At 66.6% G+C, this 20512-nt stretch carries 18 protein-coding genes and 1 pseudogene; 3 read left to right on the top strand and 16 right to left on the bottom strand.

Annotated features, from left to right (window positions below; translation table 11 throughout):
- Positions 1–76: 76 nt before the first annotated feature.
- From BLV49_RS02665 to BLV49_RS02680, 4 genes are all read right to left on the bottom strand, one after another.
- Positions 77–1939 (bottom strand): ABC transporter ATP-binding protein, encoded by a 1863-nt coding sequence (locus BLV49_RS02665; RefSeq protein WP_091179556.1) that lies wholly within the window; start codon positions 1937–1939, stop codon positions 77–79.
- Positions 1940–2006: 67 nt separating this feature from the next.
- On the bottom strand, positions 2007–2993 hold the full coding sequence (locus BLV49_RS02670; RefSeq protein WP_091179558.1) for a carbohydrate ABC transporter permease: 987 nt from the start codon (positions 2991–2993) through the stop codon (positions 2007–2009).
- Positions 2990–3961, bottom strand: coding sequence for a carbohydrate ABC transporter permease (locus BLV49_RS02675; RefSeq protein WP_091179559.1), 972 nt, complete (start codon positions 3959–3961; stop codon positions 2990–2992). Before BLV49_RS02675 ends, BLV49_RS02670 begins: the two co-directional genes overlap by 4 nt.
- A gap of 71 nt (positions 3962–4032) precedes the next feature.
- Positions 4033–5382: an ABC transporter substrate-binding protein gene (locus BLV49_RS02680; RefSeq protein ID WP_091179561.1), complete on the bottom strand. Its 1350-nt coding sequence runs from the start codon at positions 5380–5382 to the stop codon at positions 4033–4035.
- 279 nt (positions 5383–5661) lie between these two features.
- Between BLV49_RS02680 and BLV49_RS02685 the strand changes: the two genes are divergently transcribed.
- Positions 5662–6672 (top strand): LacI family DNA-binding transcriptional regulator, encoded by a 1011-nt coding sequence (locus BLV49_RS02685; protein ID WP_091179564.1) that lies wholly within the window; start codon positions 5662–5664, stop codon positions 6670–6672.
- Between the two features lie 7 nt (positions 6673–6679).
- Here the strand turns inward: BLV49_RS02685 and BLV49_RS02690 are convergent, their stop codons facing one another.
- The 10 genes from BLV49_RS02690 to BLV49_RS02735 all read right to left on the bottom strand — a co-directional run bounded on the left by BLV49_RS02690 (position 6680) and on the right by BLV49_RS02735 (position 16272).
- Positions 6680–7561, bottom strand: coding sequence for a carbohydrate ABC transporter permease (locus tag BLV49_RS02690; protein ID WP_091179567.1), 882 nt, complete (start codon positions 7559–7561; stop codon positions 6680–6682).
- On the bottom strand, positions 7558–8928 hold the full coding sequence (locus tag BLV49_RS02695; RefSeq protein ID WP_245723510.1) for an ABC transporter permease: 1371 nt from the start codon (positions 8926–8928) through the stop codon (positions 7558–7560). The genes BLV49_RS02690 and BLV49_RS02695 overlap by 4 nt, the downstream gene beginning before the upstream one ends.
- A gap of 26 nt (positions 8929–8954) precedes the next feature.
- Positions 8955–10274 (bottom strand): ABC transporter substrate-binding protein, encoded by a 1320-nt coding sequence (locus tag BLV49_RS02700; protein ID WP_176980696.1) that lies wholly within the window; start codon positions 10272–10274, stop codon positions 8955–8957.
- A gap of 235 nt (positions 10275–10509) precedes the next feature.
- A complete protein-coding gene (locus tag BLV49_RS02705; protein WP_091179571.1) occupies positions 10510–11730 on the bottom strand; it encodes an MFS transporter in 1221 nt (406 codons plus the stop codon).
- Positions 11731–11759: 29 nt separating this feature from the next.
- Positions 11760–12254 carry a MarR family winged helix-turn-helix transcriptional regulator gene (locus BLV49_RS02710; RefSeq protein ID WP_245723511.1) on the bottom strand — a complete coding sequence of 165 codons (495 nt, stop codon included), beginning with the start codon at positions 12252–12254 and terminating at the stop codon, positions 11760–11762.
- A 108-nt stretch (positions 12255–12362) separates the two neighbouring features.
- Complete coding sequence (gene rplL / locus BLV49_RS02715; RefSeq protein ID WP_091179574.1) at positions 12363–12752, bottom strand: 50S ribosomal protein L7/L12; 390 nt, start codon at positions 12750–12752, stop codon at positions 12363–12365.
- Positions 12753–12799: 47 nt separating this feature from the next.
- Positions 12800–13315 carry a 50S ribosomal protein L10 gene (gene rplJ, locus BLV49_RS02720; protein ID WP_091179576.1) on the bottom strand — a complete coding sequence of 172 codons (516 nt, stop codon included), beginning with the start codon at positions 13313–13315 and terminating at the stop codon, positions 12800–12802.
- A gap of 272 nt (positions 13316–13587) precedes the next feature.
- The gene (locus BLV49_RS02725; protein WP_091179578.1) at positions 13588–14046 is read right to left on the bottom strand and encodes a hypothetical protein; all 459 of its coding nucleotides are present in this window, start codon (positions 14044–14046) and stop codon (positions 13588–13590) included.
- Positions 14043–15524 (bottom strand): sensor histidine kinase, encoded by a 1482-nt coding sequence (locus BLV49_RS02730; protein WP_091179581.1) that lies wholly within the window; start codon positions 15522–15524, stop codon positions 14043–14045. Before BLV49_RS02730 ends, BLV49_RS02725 begins: the two co-directional genes overlap by 4 nt.
- A gap of 1 nt (position 15525) precedes the next feature.
- Positions 15526–16272: a response regulator transcription factor gene (locus tag BLV49_RS02735; RefSeq protein WP_091179583.1), complete on the bottom strand. Its 747-nt coding sequence runs from the start codon at positions 16270–16272 to the stop codon at positions 15526–15528.
- Positions 16273–16469: 197 nt separating this feature from the next.
- Here BLV49_RS02735 and BLV49_RS02740 point away from each other — a divergent pair, with 197 nt between their 5' ends.
- Together BLV49_RS02740 and BLV49_RS17105 are read left to right on the top strand one after the other, a co-directional pair.
- The gene (locus tag BLV49_RS02740) at positions 16470–18203 is read left to right on the top strand and encodes an MDR family MFS transporter (protein WP_281245301.1); all 1734 of its coding nucleotides are present in this window, start codon (positions 16470–16472) and stop codon (positions 18201–18203) included.
- Positions 18204–18213: 10 nt separating this feature from the next.
- Positions 18214–18678, top strand: coding sequence for a MarR family winged helix-turn-helix transcriptional regulator (locus BLV49_RS17105; protein WP_245723512.1), 465 nt, complete (start codon positions 18214–18216; stop codon positions 18676–18678).
- Between the two features lie 332 nt (positions 18679–19010).
- Here BLV49_RS17105 and BLV49_RS17110 read toward each other — a convergent pair.
- A pseudogene (locus BLV49_RS17110) lies at positions 19011–19733 on the bottom strand (Pr6Pr family membrane protein); the annotation flags it as partial.
- Positions 19654–20505 carry an NAD-dependent epimerase/dehydratase family protein gene (locus BLV49_RS02755; protein ID WP_091179592.1) on the bottom strand — a complete coding sequence of 284 codons (852 nt, stop codon included), beginning with the start codon at positions 20503–20505 and terminating at the stop codon, positions 19654–19656. The gene BLV49_RS02755 and the pseudogene BLV49_RS17110, both read right to left, overlap by 80 nt.
- Between the last annotated feature and the right edge of the window lie 7 nt (positions 20506–20512).

The following is a 20512-nucleotide window of genomic DNA, read 5'->3' on the forward strand; positions in this document are numbered from 1 at the left end:
TCGCTTGTGGCGTCACACCGAGCCTACTGCGCGCGAGGAGAGCACGCCCGGATGCTACGGACATGCCCGCTGCCGCTCAGGAGTGACCGGCGACCTGATCGTGGTGCATGCGGGAGTACACGCCGCCGGACGTGAGCAGTTCCGCGTGCGTGCCGCTCTCGACGATGCGGCCGCCGTCGACGACGAAGATCACGTCCGCGTCGACGATCGTCGAGAGCCGGTGGGCGATCGCGATGGTCGTGCGCCCCTCGGCGGCGGCGTCGAGGGCGCGCTGCACGACGCGCTCCGAGAGCGTGTCGAGAGCGCTCGTCGCCTCATCGAGCACGATAACGGCGGGGTCCTTGAGCAGCACGCGCGCGATCGCGATGCGCTGCTTCTCTCCGCCGGAGAGGCGGTAGCCGCGCTCCCCCACGACGGTGGCGTACCCGTCGGGGAAGGACGCGATCGTGTCGTGGATGTTCGCCGATCGCGCGGCGGCCTCGAGCTCGGCATCCGTCGCCTCGGGCTTGGCGTAGCGAAGATTCTCGGCGATCGTGGCGTGGAAGAGGTAGGTCTCCTGGCTCACGATGCCGATGTGCGAGATGAGCGAGGACTGCGTGAGGTTCTTCACGTCCTCCCCCGCGAACAGCACCCGACCCTCACTCGCGTCGTACAGGCGCGGCACGAGATACGACACCGTCGTCTTTCCCGCGCCGGAGGGTCCGACGAACGCGGCGAACTGGCCCGGGGCGATCGTGAACGAGACGGCGTCGAGCGTCGGCCGGGTCTCAGCGGCCGCGTCGGGGTAGCGGAAGGTGACGTCCTCGAAGCGCACGGAGCCGAGCGGCCCAAGCGCCTGCTCGACAGCGATAGCGTCAGGGCTCTCGGTGATCGCGGGCTTGAGGTCGAGGTACTCGAAGATGCGGGCGAACAGGGCGCTCGAGGTCTGCAGGTCGAGGGCGACGCGCATGAGGCTCGTGAGCGGGAACAGCAGCCGGGACTGCACGGTGGTGAAGGCGACGATCGCGCCGGCCGTGATCTCGACGTTGCCGCGGGTGATGAGCAGTCCGGCGCTGAGGTACACGATCGCCGGAATCGACGACATGAAGATGTTCACGAGCGCGAAGAACCACTGCCCGCTCATCGACTGCTTCACCTGCAGGCCGATCTGGCGGGCGTTCGCCTCGCGGTAGCGTTCGGTCTCGGCATCCTGCCGGTTGAAGCTTTTGGCCAGCAGCACGCCCGACACGCTCAGCGCCTCCTGCGTGATCGCCGTCATGTCGGAGAGCGACTCTTGCGTCTGCCCCGCGATGCGCGCCCGCACCTGACCGACGCGGCGCTGGACGAGCACGAGCAGCGGCATGAGCACGAGAGCGACGATCGTGAGCTGCCAGCTGATCAGCACCATGGCGACGAACGCGGCGATGACGTTGACGGTATTGCCGAGCACGCTCGACACGGTGTTCGTGAGCGCGTTCGCGACGCCGCCGACGTCGTTCTGCAGCCGTGACTGGATGACGCCGGTCTTCGTGCGGGCGAAGAAGCTGAGCTCCATCGACTGCAGCCGCTGGAACAGCGTGACGCGCAGGGCGCCCATGACGCTGTTGCCGACGGTCGCCGTGAGGTAGGTCTGCCAGACGCCGAGGCCCGCCGAGAGCACGTACAGCGCGATCATCGCCGCGACGATGACCCCGAGCGCCGTGAGGTTCGGTCCGCCGCGCTCCGGGAACAGGCCGACGTCGAACGCGTTCTCGACCAGAAGCGGCGGAATCACCGAGACCGCGGCGGTGACGAGCACGAGCACCATCGTCGTGATGATTGCCGTTCGGTGCGGCGCGAACAGTCCGAGGATGCGCCGCAGGAGGTGCGGGATCTGCGGCGCCGTGGCGTTCTGCTCCTTGAGCGCCTGGTAGTCGGCGCGCGCTGCACCGCCCACCGATCGTCCGCCGCGCATGCTCATGTACTCACCCTAGACAGCCCGGGCACGAGCGGATGCCGCGAGGCGACGATTCGCCGGAATGGGGGACTCAGCCCTTCGTCGATCCCGCAAGCAGGCCGCGCACGAAGTACCGCTGCAGGCTGAAGAACACGATGAGCGGAACGATGAGCGAGACGAACGCGGCCGCCGTGAGCCGCTGCCAGTCCTGCCCGCGCGTGCCGGTGAGTTCCGCGAGACGCTGCGTGAGCGGTGCGACGTCTTGCGTGCCGCCCGAGAAGACGAGGGCGACGAGCAGGTCGTTCCACACCCACAGGAACTGGAAGATCGCGACAGAGGCGAGCGCGGGCAGCGCGAGCGGCAGCACGATGCGGAAGAAGATCTGACCGTGGCTCGCTCCGTCGACACGGGCGGCCTCGATGACGTCGCCCGGGATCTCGGAGATGAAGTTGTGCAGCAGGAAGATCACGAGCGGCAGCCCGAAGATCGTGTGCGCGATCCAGATCGGCAGGTAGTTCTGCTCGGGAATCATGGGCAGCACGTCGTGGATTCCCGCCTGCAGTGGCTTCAGCACGACGACGAACGTCTGCAGCAGCGGCAGCAGCGCCATCTGCAGCGGCACGATCTGTAGCGCGAAGACGAGGATGAAGATCCAGTTCGAGCCGCGGAACCGGATCCACGCGAACGCATATGCGGCCATCGCGCCAAGCACGAGCGGGAATACGGTGCCGGGGATGGCGATCGCGAGCGAGTTCGCGAAGTAAGCGCCGAGCTGCGGCGACGACTGCGATGCCGAGAGCAGCACTTCCTGGTAGTTGTCGAGCGTGAAGCCGGGGTTCTGGAAGATCGTCCACCAGCCCGTCGACTGCAGCAGCTCGGGCGGCCGGAACGATGAGATGAGCAGCCCGAACGTGGGGATCGTCCACACGACCGCGATGACGAGGGCGACGACGGTCGCGGTGCGCGACGTGAGGCGACGCTTGACGCGACCCGCCTTGCCCGTCTCGAGTCGGCGCCCCGTTGTCAGCTGCTGCGTGGTCGCGGCATCCGATGCGACCTCGACCGGTGTCACGCTCATCGGATTTCCCTCTGCTTTCTCAGCACGCGGATGTTGTAGATCACGATCGGCAGAACGAGGATGAACAGCACGAGAGCGAGAACCGATCCGCGTCCCGGCTCGTTCGCCCGGAACGCCTGCGTGTACATCTCGTTGGCGATCACGCTCGTGTCGAAGTTGCCCGCCGTCATCGTGCGCACGATGTCGAAGACCTTGAGCGTCGCGATCGAGATCGTCGTGACGACGACGACGAGGGCTCCGCGGATGCCGGGCAGCGTGACGTTGCGGAACCGCTGCCACGCGTTCGTGCCGTCGAGCTCCGCGGCCTCGAGCTGCTCCGTCGGGATCGCCTTGATCGCCGCCGAGAGCACGACCATGGCGAATCCGGTCTGGATCCAGATCATGACGACGATGAGCAGGAACGTGTTGATGGGCGAGGTCTGCAGCCACTGCACGGGCTCCCCGCCGAACCAGACGACGATCTGGTTGAGCAGTCCGATCTGCTCCTTGCCTCCCGTGCGGTAGTCGTAGACGAACTTCCAGATGATGCCCGCGCCGACGAACGAGATCGCCATCGGCATGAACACGAGAGCCTTGTAGAACTTCTCGCCGCGGGACTTGTCGATGAACACCGCGTAGGCGAGGCCGACGGTCGTGGAGATCGTCGGGACGAGAAGCACCCACACGATGGTGTTGAGGAGGGTGCGCAGGATGGTCGGCTGCGTGAACATCCAGATGAGGTTGTCCCAGCCGTTCCAGTTGCCGTTGCGGTCGGTGAACGACAGCAGCGTCGTGCGCACGGCGGGGTAGATGAGGCCGACGATGAGCAGGATCATCGCCGGGGCGAGGAACGCGAGAACCTGCCAGATGTCGCGTCCGCGCTTGGGCGCCTTGTCAAGGAAGAACAGCAGAAGCCCGATCACGGCGGCGAAGACAGCGAGCCCGCCGATGAGCTGGATGATCTTGCCGATGAGATCAGCGGTCGTCATTGATCAGCGCCTTTCGTCGTCGAAGTTGAGGGGTGGGGCCGCCGTGCGACCCCACCCGGTGACGGATGCCGCTAGCTGCTCGGCCAGCTCGCTTCGATCGTGTCGGCGACCTGCTGTGAGCTCTTGCCGTTGAGCCACTCGATGATGCCCGTCCAGAAGGAGGAGGCGCCGACGGCGCTCGGCATGAGGTCGGAGCCGTCGAAGCGGAACACGGTGTCAGGGTCCTGCAGGATCTTGATGCTGTCCTTCAGGATGTCGCTCTGCGCGTTCTCAGGGTCGAGTCCCTTGTTCGCGCTGATGACGCCGCCGAGCGAGACGCGCTTGTTCGCCCACGTGTCGCTCGACAGGTACGCGCGCACGGCCTCGACGGCGTCGCCCTCGGTGAACGCGACGACGAGCTCGCCACCACCGGTCACGGCCTGGCCGGAGTCGGCGGATGCCGGCGGCATGAGGAACGCGAAGACGTCGCCGTCCGCCGCGACCTTCGTTCCCTTGGGCCAGAAGCCCTCGTAGAACGATGCCTGGTGGTGCAGCGAGCAGTCGCCGTCGAGGATCGGCAGGCCGCCGTCGCCGAAGGCGGTCGAGATCACTGTGGACACGTCGCCGAGTCCGCCGTTGACCATGTCGCCGTTCTTGAGGTACTCGCCCGCGGCGTCGAACGCCTTCACGATCTGCGGGTCGTTGAACGGGATCTCGTGCGTGACCCACTGGTCGTACACGTCGGGGCCGGCCTGGCGAAGCACGAAGTCCTCGATCCAGTCCGTACCGGGCCAGCCACTCGCCTCGCCCGACTCCATGCCCGCACACCACGGCTTGTGGTCGCCGTCGGCTGCGATCTTCTCGCTCAGGGCCGTGAGCTCGTCAAGAGTGGTGGGGATCTCGTAGCCCTTGTCCTTGAACTCGCTCGGCGAGTACCAGATGTACCCCTTCACGCTCGCCATGAGCGGCGCGGCGTAGAAGGTGCCGTCGTACGTTCCGTACTTCTTCCAGTCCTCCGACCAGAACTCGTCCACGTGGTCCTCGACGGCCTTCGACGCGGGCTTGAGATATCCGCCCTCGGCGAGGGTGTTGAACAGACCCGGCTGCGGGACGATGCCGATGTCGGGGGCGTTTCCGGCCTTCGCGAGCACCGCGATCTGCGTCTCGAACTCCTGGGTGCCCTGGTACTTGACGTCGATGCCCGTGCATGTGGCGAAGTCCTGCCACGTCTGCGTCATGAGGTCGGCTTCGGTGTCGACGATCGTGCCGCTGATGCTCACGTCTTCGTTGTCGAACGTCCCGTACTGCTCGTAGGGGGCGCAGTCGACGTCTGCCTTGTCCTGGGCGGCGATGTCTCCCGTGCAGCCGGTCAGAGCGAGCCCGGCGGCGCCGGCGAACGCGATGGGGATGAGAGCGCGTCTGCTGCGCCGTGAGAACCTCATCAGTCTTCTCCTCGTTGAGTGCTGTGTCGCGGATGCCGGGAAGCAGCCGCCTCCGGTAAGGAACCGGTTCCAGTGACAACATACGCAATTCACAGTTTCGACACAAGACGCGCGAGATCACGAATGGATATCCCCGCCGCACCCACATGAGAGCGCTCTCGAATAATGGGACCGGTTCCACAATCCCGTCGGTCGCGGTATTCTCACAAATACCGCGGAGGGGCGGCCGCGGAGAACGCCGCGGCAGCGGCATCCACCCTGTGAACCCTCGGAGCAGACATGAGCGTCATCGCCGACGTCGCCAAACTGGCGGGCGTGTCCAAGTCGACCGCGAGCCGCGCTCTCTCGGGCGGCGGCTACGTGTCGCAGGAGACGCGAGAGAAGGTGCTGGCCGCCGCCGCCGAACTCGGCTACAGCGCGTCGCCGATCGCGACGAGCCTCGTCACGGGTCGCACGAAGAACGTCGGCGTCATGATCCCCTTCTTCGCCCGCTGGTTCTTCGGGGAGGTTCTCGAGGGAATCGAAGCGCGCCTGCGCGCACACGGCTACGACATGACGGTGTACAACGTGCATCCGGGGCCGCGCGGGGACGAAGTGCTCGGCGACATCATCGCGCGCCGCCGGTTCGACGGCATCATCATCGTCGCTATCGACCCGGACGAGCACGACGTGGCTCGACTCCTCGACACGGGCCGCCCGGTCGTCGGGATCGGCGGCCCGATCTCCCGTCTGGCGACGATCGCCGTCGACGACGTCGGCATCGCGCGGATGGCCACGGAGCATCTGCTGCGGCTCGGCCACACGGACGTCGTGCACCTCGGCGGAGATTCGAGCGAGCGCGCCGACTTCTCCGTGCCGCGCAAGCGACGAACCGGCTACGAGGAGGCGATGGCGGAAGCGGGTCTCGGCGAGCGCGCCCGCACGCTCGAGGTGGAGATGTCGATCCCCGCGGGCTACGAGGCCGGAATCGACGTGCTGAGCGATCCGCGGCGCCGCCCCACGGCGCTCTTCGCGGCGTGCGACGAACTGGCCGTCGGCGCGATCATCGCGGCGCGCCGCTTGGGCATCGCCGTGCCAGGAGAGCTGAGCGTCATCGGGATCGACGGACACGAGTGCGCCGCGATGTTCTCACTCACGACCATCGAGCAGGCGCCGCGCGAGCAGGGCACCGCCGTCGTCGATCTGCTGCTGCGCGCGATCGACACGGGCGAGTCCCCCGACGGCGTCACCTACCTTCCCACCCGGCTGCGCGTGCGCAACTCGACGAGCCGACTCATCCCCGCGCCCTGACCGCCCGTCACTTCTGCGAACCCGCGAGCAGCGCTTGCACGAAGTAACGCTGGAACGCGAAGAAGACGATGAGCGGCACGATCATCGAGAGGAACGCACCCGCCGAGAGCACGTCGATGTTCGCGCCGAACTGCCGCAGCTGACTCTGTATGGCGACGGTGAGAGGCTGCGTCTCCGAGTCGGTGAAGATCAGCGCGACGAGCATGTCATTCCACGTCCACAGGAACTGGAAGATCGCGAGTGAGGCGATCGCCGGTCCGCCGAGCGGAAGCACGACGCGGAAGAAGATGCGCCATTCGCTCGCGCCGTCGATCCGCGCGGCCTCGAGCAGCTCCCCGGGGATCTGCGTGAAGAAGTTGCGGAGCAGGAAGATCGCGAACGGCAGTCCGAACCCGGTGTGGAAGAGAACGACGCCGAGCACGGAGCCGAAGATGCCGAGCGCGCCGAACAGCCGGGCGATGGGGATGAGCGCGACCTGCACGGGAACGGCGAGGAGCACGATCACGACGATCAGCAGCCATTCACGCCCGGGGAACTTGATCCACGCGAACGCGTATCCGGCGAGCGCCCCGATGATGACGACGAGCGCTGTCGCCGGCACCGCGATCAGGATCGTGTTGCCGAAGGACCCCGTTATCGTCGGGTTCGAGAGCAGGTTCACATAGTTCTCGAGCGTGAGCTGCGCCGGCTTCGCGAAGACCGTCCACCAGCCCGACGAGGCGTCGTCGGCGCCGCTGCGGAGCGAGAGGATGAGCAGCCCGACGCTCGGCACCAGCCAGAACACGGCGACGATGATCAGCACGATGTTGACGACGCTGTTGCCGAAGAATCCGACGACGCGCTGCGCGACGGTCTTGTTGCGGCTGCCCGCGAGGGTGAGCTGGCTCATTGCTCACGCTCCTGCCGGAAGCGGCGGATATTGATGATCATCGAGGGCAGCACGACGATCAGCAGGAGGATCGCGAGCGCGCTCCCGAGCCCCTGGTCGTTTCCGCCGCCGAACGACACCCGCCACATCTCGACGGCGATGACGTTCGCCGCGGGCTTGGACGCTCCGGGCGGGATGACGTAGACGAGGTCGAAGATCTTGAGCACGTTGATGATGAGCGTCACGAACACGACGATGATCACTGGTGACAACAGCGGCGCGGTGATGCGGCGGAACACCTGCCACTCATTCGCGCCGTCGATCCGCGCCGCCTCTTGGAGCGAGCGGTCCATGGCCGAGAGGCCCGAAGCGATCATGACCATCGCGAACCCTGCCCAGATCCACACGTACGACAGGATGATGACGGACGTGATGAACGTGGAGCTGAGCCAGCTCACGCCTTGATACCCCTCACCGAAGTTCGAGGCGGGCAGCGAGACCCGATACTCACCGGGATCGAGGCCCTCGAGCACATACCGGCCCGAATCATCGGTTATCGCGGTCGCCGCGACCGTGCCGCCCTCGGCGACCGCGTCCACGCGGATGCCGGGCAGCCCGAACTTGCCCTTGTCGATCTGCCCGTTCGTGCCTCCGCCGCCGCGGATGGTGTCGAGCCACACCGTGCCGGAGATCTGGTCTGCTCCCGGAGACTCGGCGGCTCGCGCTTGACCGGCTTTGTCGGGGACGTCCTCGGCGCGGATGCGCACGAGCGGGAAGTCCTGCTCGGAACCGGGCTGCACGGCGTCCTGCCCCGCGATGATCCCGTGGTCCTCAACGATGCCGGCATCCTCGCGCGGCGTCGCTCCCGGATACGCGGACACGCCGCCGTTCACCCAGTTGCTCACGCCGACGATCGCCGCGTTCACGACGCCCAGCTGCGGGCTCTCCTGGAACATGCCGCGGAAGATCACGCCTGCCGCGAGCATCGAGATCGCCATGGGCATGAAGATCACGAGCTTGAACGCCGTCGACCACTTGATGCGGTCGAGCAGCACGGCGAACACGAGGCCGAGGACCGTGCACGTGATGGGCGCGACGATCACCCAGATGATGTTGTTCCGGATGGCGGTGAACGTCGAGTCGTTCGTGAACATCGTCACGTAGTTGTCCCACCCGACGAACTGGTCGCCGCTCGGATCGTAGAACGACCGGAAGAGCGTGTAGACGATCGGGTAGACGAGCATCGCGCCGAGCAGAACGAGCGCAGGCGCGAGAAAGGCAAGAGCGATCAGGATGCCGCGATTGCGGCCCGAGCGACCGGGGGACGCTTTCGATGTCCCCCGGTCACCCGTGCCGGTCACAGCTACCGATGCGGGTGGCGTGCTCACGGCGAGTTCCTCCCGTCGGCTCGCCGCTACTTGTAGGCCTTGGCCGCGGCATCCTCAAGTGCCTGCTGCGTACCCGACACGTCCTTCGGGTTCTTGAGGAAGTCGATCATGATCTGCCAGAAGCCCTGACCCTCGGTTCCGCCGAAGGCGCTCGGCGTGAGATCTGACATGTCGAACCGGAACGTCTTCGCGCTCACGAGAGCCTCGGCGATCTGACGCGAGATGTCATCCGGGTACAGCGACGTGTCCACAGACTTGTTCGGCGAGGTGAGTCCACCCTCCGGCACCCACACCTCCGCCGAGTCCGGCGAGGCGAGATACTGCATGAGGGCGTCCGTTGCATCGTCGTCGGAGAAGGCGACGGCGACGTCGCCGCCGCCGACGACGGCGGGCTCCGAGCCGTTCACGGAGGGGAAGTTGTAGAACAGCGCGTTCTTGCCGACTGTCGAGTTTCCGTCGTCCGCGATGTTTCCGGCGACGAAGTCACCCTCGTACACGGTTCCCGCGTTCGGGTGCGCCCCGAACACCTCGGTCACCGACTCGGGGAAGGTCCGCTGGGTCGCGCCCTTCTCGACGAGGTCTGTTCCGAACAGCGTGGCGAGCACGTCGAACGCCTCTTTCACCGACGGATCCGTCCACGGGATCTCGTGGTTCGTCAGCTGGTCGTACTTCTCAGCGCCAGCCGTGCGCAAGTAGACGTTCTCGAACCAGTCGGTCAGGGGCCAGCCGACGTCGGCGCCGATCGAGATACCCGCGTAGCCGGCATCCGTGATGAGCTGAAGCTGCTTGAGGAAGTCGTCCCACGTCTTCGGAACTGTCGCTCCGGCCTGGTCGTAGATGTCCTTGTTGTACCAGACCGTCGACTTGTTCGAAGCCTTGAACCACACGCCGTACTGCTCGTCGTCGACGGTCGCGAGGTCGATCCAGCTCTGCGAGTAGTTGTCGGAGACGATCTTCTTCGTCGCGTCGGAGAGCGGCTTGAGGTTACCGGCCTTCGCGAGCTCGTCGAGCAGCGCGGGCTGGGAGATCACGGCGATGTTCGGCGGGTTCCCGCCTTCGATCTGGGTGCCGAGCGTCGTCGACGCCTTGTCGCCGAAGCTCGTGTAGTTCACTTTCGCGCCCGTGTCGTCTTCGAACTTCTTCAGCACCGCCTCGAAGTTCTTCTGCTCGGCGCCCGACCATGACGCCGAGACCGACAGCGTCTTTCCCGAGAACTGGTCGCCGCCCGAGGTGCTCTCCCCGCCGCCTCCTCCCCCGCCGCTGCTGGAGCAGCCGGACAGCGCGATACCGACCGCTGCCGCGATTGCCAGGGGAATGAGTGCTTTCCGTTGCCGTGTGAGTACCATGGCCTGCCTCCTCATCGAGTCGTGCAATGGGCGATCACGTTCACCGCTCACGGAACCGTCAGGGATCGGTCCCACGTGCCAACTTACGCACCCCCTCCGAGGCATTCAAGGGATCCCGGATCACAAATGGGTATACGTCTTGCCACCCTCAGCCGCGACGGATGCGCGTGATAAATGCCCTGACCGGGGCGGGAATCGCGAGGGTTCCCGCCCCGGCCGGGGCATGACGATCGGCTCAGGAGGGCTCGCCAGCCGCGATGGCCTCGGCCTCTTCGAGCTCGCTCGAGATCGAGGTGTTGACCCGGCGAAGCACACGATGTCCGGCGAAGACGACGACCACGGAGATGAGCGCCGCCCCGGCTGCCGCGAAGTACGGGACCGGATCGCCGAAGACCTCGGCGAGAGCCGTCGCGGCGGTCGGCGCGATCGCGCCGCCGACGAAGCGCACGCCCGAGTACGCGGACGAGGCGACCGAACGCGGCAGATCCGTCGCTTCCATGACCGATTCCGTGAGCACGGTGTTGAGCACACCGAGCACGAGCCCGCCGAAGACGATGCAGCAGATGAGCGCGGGCATCGAATGCACGGAGAAGCCCGCGGCGACGAGCGTCAGGGTGAGCAGGCTCAGTGCGAGGCGCAGCACGGTCGTGCGGTGCAGGCGTGCCGAGAGCATCGGAGCGACGAAGACGCTCGTGAGGGCGAGGCCGACGCCCCAGCCGAAGAATGTGAAGCCGAGTCCGAGCGCGTCGAGGCCGAGCGGGAACGGCGAGTACGCGAGCAGGACGAAGAACGCCATGTTGTAGAACAGCGCGGCGATCGCGAGGAGCCCGAGTGCGGGACGGGCGAGCGCCTTGAAGGGCGCCGACAGCGCGATGGGCGCCGGCCGGTTCTCGTCCTTGCCCTCGGACTTCAGGAGTGTGAGGATCGCGATGAATCCGATCGCCATGAGCACGGCCGTGCCGAAGAACGGTCCGCGCCAGCTGATGTGGCCGAGCAGTCCGCCGAGCAGGGGCCCGATGGCGATGCCGAGGCCGAGGGCCGCCTCGTAGAGGATGATCGCGGCACTCGACCCGCCCGAGGCGGCGCCGACGATCGTCGCGAGCGCCGTCGAGATGAACAGCGCGTTGCCGAGCCCCCAGCCGGCGCGGAAGCCGATGACGGCCTCGACGTTGTTGGAGAGAGCCGCGAACAGAGCGAACAGCACGATGAGAGCGAGGCCGAACATGAGCGTGCGCTTCGCGCCGAGTCGGCTCGAGAGCCAGCTTGTGAAGAACATCGCGACTCCCGTGACGGCGAGGTAGCTCGTGAAGAGCATCTCGGTCTCGGTCGGCGTCGCGTCGAGATCCGCCGCGATGCTGGGCAGGATCGGGTCAACCAGCCCGATGCCCATGAATGCGATGACGGCGGCGAAGGCCACCGCCCACACCGACTTGGGCTGCGTCAGGATGCTGCGCATGCCACCGTCCGAGGCTGCTGTCACGAAAACTACTCCTTCTGTTCGCTCGGCTTCTTGAGGTCCACCGACGTTCGTTCGTTCACAAGCCGGAGCGTCCGCGCGATCATGTCGATCTCGTCGGCGCCGAGCCCGTGGAAGTACGGCGCGAGCGCGCGGCCGATTCGGGCTCGCCACTCTCCCAGTGCTGCTCGGCCGTCATCGGTGACCTCGAGCAGCTGTGCCCGCGCGTCCTGCGGATCGCTCACGCGCGTGATCCAGCCGAGCGACTCGAGATGGTTGATGATCTTTGTCATCGTCGGCTGCGACACCCGCGACTGGCGAGCGAGCTCGCCCAGTCGGGAGGGACCGATCGCGTCGAGCGCGGAGACCGTGCGCCACACCGCCGGGTTCTGCGGATCCACGATCGCCTGCGCCGCCAGTCGGGTCAGGCGATGAGCGGAGATCACGAGGTCGGTGATGAGCAGCTCGGGCTGGAGCGCCGCCTCGTTCTCGTTGCGGAACTCGTCGGGCACGGCATCCATCATATGCATAGCCTATCTATCTAATCAAATCGCGGCGGAAAATGCGACAGGGTCCCGCTCCAATCGGAGCGGGACCCTGCGCGTTCACGTGTTCCCCCTTGCGGGGCGTGATTACTTGAGCGTGACGGTGGCGCCGGCCTCTTCGAGAGCAGCCTTCGCCTTCTCGGCAGCTTCCTTGTTCGCACCCTCGAGCACAGCCTTCGGGGCGCCGTCGACGAGACCCTTGGCGTCGCCGAGGCCGAGCGAGGTGAGCTCGCGGACGACCTTGATGACCTGGATCTTCTTGTCGCCAGCAGCCTCGAGGATGACGTCGAAGTCGGACTTCTCCTCGACCTCTTCCTCAGCAGCGCCAGCAGCGGCCGGGGCACCGGCAGCAACGGCGACGGGGGCAGCGGCGGTGACCTCGAAGGTCTCCTCGAACGCCTTGACGAACTCGTTGAGCTCGATGAGCGAGAGCTCCTTGAAGGCCTCGATGAGCTCCTCAGTTGACAGCTTTGCCATTGTTTTCTCCTTGTTGTTTCGTGTACTCACCGCGCGAAGGCTTGAACCTACGCAGCGGACTCCTGCTTCTCACGCAGCGCGTCGACCGTGCGAACGGCCTTCGACAGCGGTGCGTTGAACAGATATGCGGCTCCGAACAGCGAGGCCTTGAAGGCACCGGCGAGCTTCGCCAGCATGACTTCGCGGGACTCGAGGTCGGCGAGCTTGCCTACCTCTTCGGCGGTCAGCGGGTTACCGTCGAAGTAACCGCCCTTGATCACCAGGAGAGGGTTCGCCTTGGCGAAGTTGCGCAGGCCCTTTGCGACGGCGACAGGGTCACCGTGCACGAAGGCGATAGCGGACGGTCCGGCGAGCTCCGCGTCAAGCGAGGAGATGCCGGCGTTGTTCGCCGCGATCTTGGTCAGCGTGTTCTTCACCACGGCAAAGGTTGCGTCCGCACTGATTGACTTGCGCAGCTCCTTGAGCTGGCCAACAGTGAGGCCGCGGTACTCGGTCAGCAGAACGGCGCTCGAGCTCTGGAACTTGTCCGTGAGCTCGGCAACCGCGGCTTCCTTGTTCGCCATGGCCACTCCTTATGTATTCGTCTCCACGTCGCGGAAGCGACGTGTCCCTGAACCGTGGTGGCCCGCACATGAAAAAAGCTCCGGCACAGGAGGCACGGAGCGTTTGCAGAGATTCTGCGAGAACTTCATTCCACCTGCGCGGGCCGTTCTCGTGGGAGAACCTTCGTGGATGCACCCGAGGGCACAGCACAGACCAGCGGTCTTTGGTTTCCCCCAGACTACGGCATGACCGACAGACTCACAAATCGATGCTGAGGCGGAGATCGCAGAACTCAGCCCCATCGCGCCCTCTCGACGCTCAGCATCAGCACCGACAGGCGCGGATCCGCCCAGTACGCGTCAAGACCCAGGACTCTGTCTCCCGTTTCCCAGCTGAGACGCGGCGCACCGTGAGTTCCGAATTCGCGCTTCGGCACGTCGAGCAGGGTTGACACTTCCACCGTCGCCGCCGCGTGCAGCCACTCGATTTCCTGGCGCGTGCCCTCCATCATCAGAACGATGGACTGCAGGGCTCCCCTGGCTGTCGTGACCCAGTGCCCGGCAACCCCGTCCCCTGACGTCACCAGCTCATGCATGCGGTCACCATCACTCATCTGTTCGCCATCGCCGGAGCCAGGGTGAAAACCAGCAGCGCTCAGCGCGATGCGTGCCTCACTCGTGTTTTCCGCCCACGGCACGGTCAGCAGGCGCTCGGCCAGGTCCCTGACCTGACGGACGTCCGGTCGGCTCACTCCGGCGCCCCTTCCGTAAGCGGGAGCTCGATGCGGAACGTGGTAGAGCCGGGTTCGCTCGTGACGGATGCCGCTCCGCCGTGTGCCGCGGCGACACCCTGCACGATCGCGAGCCCCAGCCCCGTGCTCCCCGTCGCACGCGTGCGCGACGAATCGCCCCGCGCAAAGCGCTCGAAGACGGCGCCGACGAGGTCGGGATCGATGCCCGGGCCGTCATCGTGCACCGTGACGACAGCACGGCGCGCCTCCGACTCCCCCTCCACCGTCACGGACGCCGTCACGTTCGTGCCCGCAGGCGTGTGCACACGCGCGTTCGCGAGGAGATTCATGACGATCTGGAACAGCCGCTGCCGGTCGCCGAGCACGACGACCGCTCCCCCGCCGTCGGCGATGCGCCACGAATGATCGGGCGCCGAAGCGCGAGCGTCGCTCACGGCGTCCGCGACGACGCTCGTCAGATCGACCGGCTCACGCTCGAGCTGCCGGCCCTCGTCGAGCCGGGCGAGCAGCAGCAGGTCTTCGACGATCGACGTCATCCGCTGCGATTCGGACTCGATGCGGCCGAGGGCGTAGGCGGCATCCTCGGGAAGCTCCTGCCCGCCCATGCGCGTGAGCTCCGCGTAGCCCCGGATGGAGGCGAGGGGCGTGCGCAGCTCATGGCTGGCATCCGAGACGAAGCGGCGCACCTTGTCCTCGCTCGCCTGCCGCGCGGTGAGCGCATGGGAGACATGCTCGAGCATGCGATTGATGGCCGCGCCGACACGGCCGACCTCCGTGCTGTCGTCGGCATCGGCATCCGGCACCCGAACGGCGAGGGCGACCTCGCCGCGGTCGAGGGTCATGCTCGAGACGGCCGTCGCCGCTCCCGCGACGCGTTCGAGCGGCCGGAGGCTCAAGCGCACGAGCGCGTAGGCTCCCGCGCCGGCGAGCACGAGCGCGGTGACGGTCACGGCGAGAACGGCGAGGACGAGTTCGGAGATCGTCGCCTCGAGGTCGGCGAGCGGAAGGCCGACGATTATCGACACGTGGGAGTCGAGCTTGAGCGCGACGGCGCGGTAGTTGCCGAGCGTGGCGCCGAGATACACGGTTGTGGGAGCAGACCCGATATGGGCGTCCTGCAGCTCCGCGACCTGCCTGCCCGTGAGCACGGGGCTGTTCAGGTTCGAGTCGAGATAGGCCGCCGCGACGATCGTGCCGTCGACGCTCACGGCGCCGAGCGTCCCGACGGACTGGCCGAGCGTGCGGATGAAGTCCGGCGACGAGCTTCCCCCCGGCGGAGTCTGTCCGGGATCCGGCCCGACGGCGTCCGTCGACCGGGAGGTGGCCGCCGTGAGCTGCGCGTCGATGCGCCCCATGAGGATGGACTGCACGCTCACGACGCTCACGATGCCGATCACGAGGGCCGCGGTCGTGATCAGTGCGACGGTCGCCAGGACGAGGGTCCGGCGAAGCGCCCAGGGTGAACGTCGCGCAGGCACTTCAGTCAGCGGCCTTCAGCATGTAGCCTGCGCCGCGCACGGTGTGGATCATGGGCGTGCGCCCGTTGTCGATCTTCTTCCGCAGGTAGGAGATGTACAGCTCGACGACGCTCGCCTTGCCGTCGAACTCGTAGCTCCACACGCGATCGAGAATCTGCGCCTTGCTGAGCACGCGGCGCGGGTTCCGCATGAGGAACCGCAAGAGCTCGAACTCGGTCGCCGTGAGATCGATCTGCTGCCCCGCACGGCTCACTTCGTAACTGTCCTCGTCGAGAGTGAGGTCGCCCACGGTGATGACGGAGTCCGCCGCGGGGGCGGTGAGCGCGGTGCGTCGGATGAGTCCGCGCAGCCGGGCGACGACCTCCTCGAGACTGAACGGCTTCGTCACGTAGTCGTCGCCGCCGGCCGTGAGACCCGCGATCCGGTCGTCGAGCGAGTCCTTCGCCGTGAGGAACAGCACGGGCACGTCGTCGCCGGCGGTGCGCAGTCGCTGCAGCACGCTCATGCCGTCGAGATCGGGCAGCATGATGTCGAGGATGACGACGTCTGGGCGGAAGTCGCGCACGACGTTGAGCGCCTGCTCCCCGCTTGCGGCCGTTCGCACGTCCCAGCCCTCATACTTGAGAGCCATCTTCATGAGGTCGGTGAGACTCGGCTCGTCGTCGACCGCCAGCACGCGGATGGGCGAACCGTCGGGGTGCGTGAGCTTGGTTGCGACAGCGGGAGACGCAGAAGGATAGTTGCTCATAGCTCCAGTATCCGCGGCGGCCTATGAGAAACCTATGTCTCGGCTTTGACCTTGCCGGAGGAGAGTCTCACGTCGGGCGCGGTTGCTGAGAAGTTACTGAGATGCGAATGCAGAGCCGGGCTATTAGTTGCGATCGGTCAACTATATTTCTATAGTTAGTTGCTGAACACAACCATCTTGGACTGGAGCCTTCCCGCGTGACATCCGCTTCCCCCGCCGCCGACACGGCGACTTCTTCTTCACCATCACCCTCCGCGAAAATGTCGCACCGCGAGGTGCTGCAGGCGCTCTCGGGCCTGCTCATGGGCATGTTCGTCTCGATCATCGCGGGCACGGTGGTGAGCAGCTCGCTGCCGATCATCATCGCGGACCTCGGCGGCACGCAGGCCTCGTTCACGTGGGTCGTCACGGCCACCCTTCTGGCGACGACCGTATCGACGCCCATCTGGGGAAAGCTCGCGGACCTGTTCAACCGCAAGCTCCTGATTCAGATCTCGCTTGTCATCTTCGTCGCCTCCTCCGCGGCGGCCGGCTTCTCGCACGACCCAGGCACGCTCATCACGTTCCGCGTGTTCCAGGGCCTCGGCGCGGGCGGGCTCACGTCGTTGAGCCAGATCATCATGGCCGACATCCTCAGCCCGCGTGAGCGCGGCAAGTACATGGGCCTGTTCGGCGCCGTCATGGGCGTCGGAACGGTCGGCGGTCCGCTCCTCGGCGGCTTCCTCACCGACGCGATCGACTGGCGCTGGAACTTCTTCGTCGGCATCCCGTTCGCGATCGTCGCGATCCTGCTCCTCCAGAAGACGCTGCACCTGCCGAAGCTTCCCGAGCAGAAGGTGTCGATCGACTACATCGGAACCGTCCTGCTCGCCGCCGGTGTCTCTCTGCTCCTCATCTGGGTCAGCCTCGCAGGCAGCCAGTTCGACTGGTGGAGCACCGAGACGATCGTCATGGTCTCCGGCTCGCTCGTCATCCTCGCGATCTTCGTCATCGTCGAGTTCAAGGCGAAGAACCCGATCATCCCGTTGAGCCTCTTCAAGAACCGCACGTTCACGCTCGCTGTCGTCGGCAGCATCTCCGTTGGCGTCGCCATGTTCGGCACGTCGGTGTTCCTCAGCCAGTACATGCAGCTGGCCCGCGGCGCGAACGCGACGCAGTCGGGCCTCATGACGATCCCGATGATCGGCGGAATGCTGATCTCGTCCACCCTCATCGGCATGGTGATCAGCCGCACCGGTGTGTGGAAGCGCTACATGGTGCTCGGCTCGGTGCTGCTGACGATCGGCATGGTGCTCATGAGCACGATCGAGTACGACACAAACTTCGCGCTCGTCTCGCTCTACATGGTGCTGCTCGGCGCGGGCGTCGGAATGGTCATGCAGAACATGGTTCTCATCGTGCAGAACGCCGTTGACCCGAAGGAGCTCGGCGTCGCAAGCTCGGGCGTCGCGTTCTTCCGCAGCCTCGGCGGCACGGTCGGCATCTCCGCCCTCGGCGCGGTGCTCGGCTCGCAGGCGACAAGCCTCATGGCCGACCGCCAGAAGGACCTCATGGCCGCGATCATGAAGCTCGGCGAGAAGGGTCAGGCCGTCGCCGACGCGCTCACGAGCGGCCAGCTGCCGGAGATGAACTCCCTGCCGGAGAGCGTGCGGATCATCATCGAGTCGGTCTACGGTCAGGCTGTCGCGGACATCTTCCTCGTCGCCGCGCCCCTCGCCCTCGTGACGATCATCGCCATCGCGTTCCTGCCGAACCTCTCGCTCAGCACGCAGACGAACCACCAGCGCATGAGCTCGAAGACGGCGCACACGGAATCGACGGCGGGCGACGAACTGGCCGACATCGCGGAGGCGAGCATCGCCGCGACACCGCGGACCGACTCTCTCGAGGTCGTGCGCGGCTCCGGCGACGACGAGGCCCCCGCTCGCTAGCATGACGAGCATGACGACCCCACGTCCTGAGACGGACGCCGAAGTGGACGAAGCCATCGGCCAGGTCGAGGCGCAGTTCAACGAGATGTACAACCAGACGCGGCTCGTGCTCACGCGGCGCGCCGCCGAGGTGCACCCCGAACTCTCGATCTTCGGCTTCAAAGCGCTGCGCGTGCTGCAGCGCCAAGGCGAGTGCCCCCAGGGCGGGCTCGTCGAGGCGCTGCACGCCGACAAGGGCGTGGTCAGCAGGACCGTGCGTCACCTCGAGGAGCTGGGGCTCGTCGAGCGCACGACCGATGCCGACGATCGGCGCGTTCAGCTCGTCGCTCTGACCGAGGATGCGGGGCGCCGGCTCGAATCGGCGATGGCGAGTGACCGCACCGTGCTGCGGGACACCCTCATGGCGTGGGATGCCGAGGAGATCCGGCGACTGCGAGATCTGATCGCCAAGCTCAACGAGAGCCTCGCGGGCTGAGGGAACAGATCCGGCCCTCGCGAGGTTGACCTCGGCATGGAGCTCGTGCTGTACACCTCGGCGTTCTGCGCGCCGTGCGCGTCCGCGCGCGCGACGCTCGCAGAGGCGCAGCGGCTCGTCCCGCAGCTGCGCACGACCGAGAGGGACGTCGTCCGGTTCGAAACCGACGCGGTCGCCGACGGCATCCGATCCACCCCGACGATCATCATGCGCTCCGCGGCGGGCGCCGAGCTGTTCCGGGCGACGGGCGCCCCGCGCATCGACCAGCTGCTCGCGGCCGTCGCGCGGTTCCTCGACGACTGAGCGCGGCGCCGCAGCGGCCGGCTCGCCGCGACGACGCCGCACGCGACGGTCATGATGATGCCCGCGACGATGCCGACGTACCCGAGCACCGTCGCGTAGCCGCCCGGCTGGCCCGGGTCGAGGAACGCATACGGGTACCAGCCCGTGACGACGCCGCGCACCATGGTGTAGCCGAGCCAGACGAGCGGAACCGCCGTGATGCCGGCGACGCGCCGCCACGGCAGCAGGGGCTTTCCCGGTTTCGCGACCCATGCGCTCGCCACGAACAGCGCCCCGAACACGTGCAGCACCTCGTTCGCCCAGCTGTCGCCGTTTGTCGCGACGGCGCGCAGCGCGATGTTGTACACGGCGCCCGTCGTGAGCATATAGGTGACCGCCGACGAGAACACGCGGTCGTACCACGGGGGATCCGCTGCGCGCCGGAAGGCGAACCACGCCCCCGCGGCGAGCGTGAGCGCCGTCACCGAATTGGACATCGTCGTGAAGTAACTGAAATAGTTCGCGGCGTGTTGGGCGACGTCGAGAGAATCGGTCTCGGCGGTGCGCACGAGTTCGGTGAAGATCGCCGCAATGAGAGTGCACGCCACAATCACGCGGACGACCCCCACCCTCGTTCGCATGTCGTCATGGTAAGCGGCTTCCCCCTTCAGGGGTAGGCCCCGGACGGGGGACTTACACGGAGTCCCGCCATGAGTGACGCGGCTCGAAGCCGAGCTCGCGCCGGGCCTTGTCGATCGAGAGCAGCGTGTCATGCTCGCCGACCTCGCGAGTGACACGCACGCCGGGGAACACCTCGGCGATGAGCTCCGCGTTCGGGCGCGACATGACCGTGTCGGCGGCCGCGATGATGAAGCGGTCGAATCCCGGTTTCTCGAGCGCGAGCGCCTTCGCCACGGCCTGGGCGCCGTCGCGCGCGTCGATGTAGCCCCACAGGTTCCACTTGCGCCCTCTCGGGTCGGCGTCGAAGTCGGGGAACGCCGCGTAGTCCTCGGGGTTCATCACGTTCGAGAAACGCAGGGCGGTGATCGTGAGCTCCGGGTCCCACCGGGTCAGCTCGATCGCCATCTGCTCTTCGAGGTGCTTCACGAGCGAGTACACGCTCTCCGGCCGCGCCGGGTAATCCTCGTCCACGGGGATGTACGGCGGCGGCGTGTCGAACGGCAGCCCGAGAACGGTCTCGCTCGACGCGTAGACGATTGAGCGGATGCCGCAGCGCCTCGCCGCGTGGAAGACGTTGAACGACGCGAGCATGTTGTTGTGGAACGTGGCGACATCGCTCACGATCCCGGGCGCGGGAATCGCCGCGAGGTGCACGAGCGCGTCGTAGCCGGGGCCGTCCGAGCCGTCGCGCACTCCGGAGAGCGCATCGATGACCTCGCCGTAGTCGGTGAGCCGGACCCGGAGGAAGCCGGGACCGCGCTCTCCCGCGCTGTCGAGGTTCGTGACGTCGTGCCCCTCTTCGCGCAAGTGCGCGACGACGGCACGGCCGAGCTTTCCGGATCCTCCGGTGACGGCGATTCTCATGCGCTCA

The organism is Paramicrobacterium humi, assembly GCF_900105715.1.
Taxonomy (GTDB): Bacteria; Actinomycetota; Actinomycetes; order Actinomycetales; family Microbacteriaceae; genus Paramicrobacterium; species Paramicrobacterium humi.